The following is a 2,821-nucleotide window of genomic DNA, read 5'->3' on the forward strand; positions in this document are numbered from 1 at the left end:
TCGAAACCTACATTCGAGACGGTTGGGTTTCGAGACGCGACCGCCGATGGCGGGCGCTCCTCAACCCGCGGAATGGTCGTGGTCACGAGACCCCAGAGTAGGCGACGATCCCTCGACGGATGCCGTCGATCGCCGTACGTGCGCGGCGCCCGAGCGGCCCATCCGCCACGATCGACAATTGGTCGAGCAGATCGACGGCCTGCTTCATCCACCGCACGAAGTCGCCGGCGGCGAGCTCGGCATCCCGGAGCACGACGTCGAGGGACGCACCCTGCGCCCACTTCTGGGTCGCGAGTGCGATGCCGGGCGAGGGCGCGGTGCCTTCGGGCAATCGGTGGGAGATCTCGAGGGCTTGCAGTTCCTCCCAGACGCCTTCGGTCGCCTCCAGCGCCGCACGGAAGGCGCCGCGAGGAAGGTTGCGCTCCCCCGTCTCCCCCTCGCGGCGCGGTTCGTACACCAGGCTGCTCGCGAGCGCCGCGAGTCCGGGGGCGTCGAGGTCGTCCCACACTCCACGCCGCAGACACTCCGACACGAGCAGGTCGCGTTCGCCGTAGATGCGCATGAGCACGCGGCCGGGGCCGGTGACCTCAAGCTCTCCGTCTCCGCGTTCAGCCGACGCCGTGACGTAGCCGAGTTCGGCCAGCACGTCGGTGACGCGATCGAAGACTTGCGCCACGGCACCGGTGCGGCCCGAGATCTGCGCCCGCAACTGATCGGTCTCCCGCTTGAGCCGCCACCACCGCTCGGCCCAGCGCGCGTGCGCCTCCCGTTCGGCGCAGGCGTGACAGGGATGTTGTTTCATGCGTTTGCGCAGGTCGGAGATCTGCCGCTGACGCTTCTCGCGTTCGCCACGACTCTCGTGCTCGCCCGGACCCCGACCTTCCGCGCGGGCGTTCTTGCGCTCGAGGTCGCTCAGCTCGCGACGCAGCGTCGAGTATTCGCGGAAGTCGCCCAGGTGGCAGGTCATCGCTTCCTCGTACCCGCCGAGCGACTCCTCCTGCTTGCGCACCCGGCGCGCGAGATCGACGACCGCGCGGTCGGCTTGGAACTGCGCGAACGACTGCTCGAGGATCTCGCGCGTGCGGGTGCGCCCGAACTGCTGAATCAGGTTCACGGCCATGTTGTAGGTCGGCCGGAACGACGAGTGCAGGGGGTATGACCGTCGCGACGCGAGCGATGCGACGGCGCGCGGGTCGACACCCCCCGACCATTGGATGACGGCGTGCCCCTCGACGTCGATGCCGCGGCGCCCGGCGCGGCCGGTCAGCTGGGTGTACTCCCCCGGCGTGATCGGTACGCGGGCTTCGCCGTTGAACTTCTCGAGCTTCTCGATCACGACCGTGCGTGCGGGCATGTTCACGCCGAGCGCGAGCGTCTCGGTCGCGAACACGGCCTTCACGAGTTTGCGCTGGAACAGCTCTTCGACGATCTCCTTGAAGATCGGCAGCATCCCGGCGTGGTGCGCGGCGAGACCGCGCTCGAGGCCGTCGAGCCAGCCCCAGTAGCCGAGTACGGCGAGGTCGCTGTCGGGGATCGGGCGGCAGCGCTCCTCGACGATTGACCGGATTTCGTCGCGCTCCCAGGCTTCCGTCAGTCGAATGTCGCTGCGAGCCACCTGCTCGACTGCGGCGTCGCAGCCGACGCGACTGAACACAAAAAAGATCGCCGGCAGCAGGTTGCGCGACCGCAACAGTCGCACGATGTCGGCCCGAGACATCCGATCGCCGAACATGCGATCACCGCTCGGGGCGCCGCGTGACACCGTGCGGTCGGCATCCCGCTTCTGGCCTTTTCGCGGGCGCCCGATGTTGGGATGGCGGTAGTTGTTCGCAGCGCGGTCGGATGCACCCGTGAGCCGGGTCAATTCGGGGTTCACGCGCGTGCCGTCGGTGCCGTCGCCGCGAACCAGGGTCGACGTCTCGAACAGGTCCAGCAGCTTCTGCCGAACGAGCACGTGTTGCTCGAGGGGCACCGGGCGCTCTTCCGAGACGACGACGTCGGTGTCGCCCCGCACCGCCTGGAGCCAGTCCCCGAACTCCTCGGCATTGGACACCGTCGCCGACAGCGACACCATCCGCACGTGCTGGGGAAGGTGAATGATGACCTCTTCCCAGACAGCACCCCGGAACCGGTCGGCGAGGTAGTGCACTTCGTCCATCACCACGAAGGCCAGATCGCGCAGCAACGGGCTGTCGGCGTAGAGCATGTTCCGCAGCACCTCGGTGGTCATCACGACGACCCGGGCGCTCGAGTTGATGTTGCTGTCGCCGGTCAGCAAGCCGACGTTGCTCGACCCGTGCTCGGCGGTCAGCTCGGCGAACTTCTGGTTGCTGAGTGCCTTCATCGGGGTCGTGTAGAACACCTTTGCCCGGGGCTGGGCAAGCGCGAGATGCACCGCGAACTCGGCGACGATCGTCTTGCCGGCTCCCGTGGGGGCGGCGACGAGCACGCTCCGGCCGGCCTCGAGCGACTGACAGGCCTCCATCTGGAACGGGTCGAGATCGAATGCGAGGTGTTCACGGAAGGTCTGGAGGCGCGGCGTACCCGTACGCGCCCGCGCGGCAGCGAACCGCTCGGCGGGGCTGGGCTCCGACGCGCTGGGCTCCGGCGCGGTTGTCACGCCGTCACGTCCGCCGCGAGACGTTTCGCCGCGACGCGATCGTGCCAGACCGCGATCCCGACCGCGATGAAGTACAGGATGATCAGCGGGATCGCGAGCAGCACCATCGAAATCACGTCGGCGGCAGGTGTCGCTGCCGCGGTGAAGATCGTGATGATCACGATCGCCCACCGCCAGCCCTTGAGGATGGTCATTCCGCTG

The 2,821-nt window shown here is 68.1% G+C and carries 2 protein-coding genes; both read right to left on the minus strand.

All coding sequences use genetic code 11. The features are described 5' to 3' along the window. Nucleotides 1–82: 82 nt before the first annotated feature. Nucleotides 83–2,620 (minus strand): DEAD/DEAH box helicase, encoded by a 2,538-nt coding sequence (locus RMO30_RS00555; protein WP_309708082.1) that lies wholly within the window; start codon nt 2,618–2,620, stop codon nt 83–85. Beyond that, nucleotides 2,617–2,821, minus strand: a 205-nt coding sequence (locus RMO30_RS00560) for a twin-arginine translocase subunit TatC (RefSeq protein WP_309708085.1), incomplete at its 5' end; no start/stop codon positions are given. The genes RMO30_RS00555 and RMO30_RS00560, both read right to left, overlap by 4 nt.

Source organism: Pseudolysinimonas sp., assembly GCF_031389465.1.
GTDB lineage: Bacteria > Actinomycetota > Actinomycetes > Actinomycetales > Microbacteriaceae > Pseudolysinimonas_A.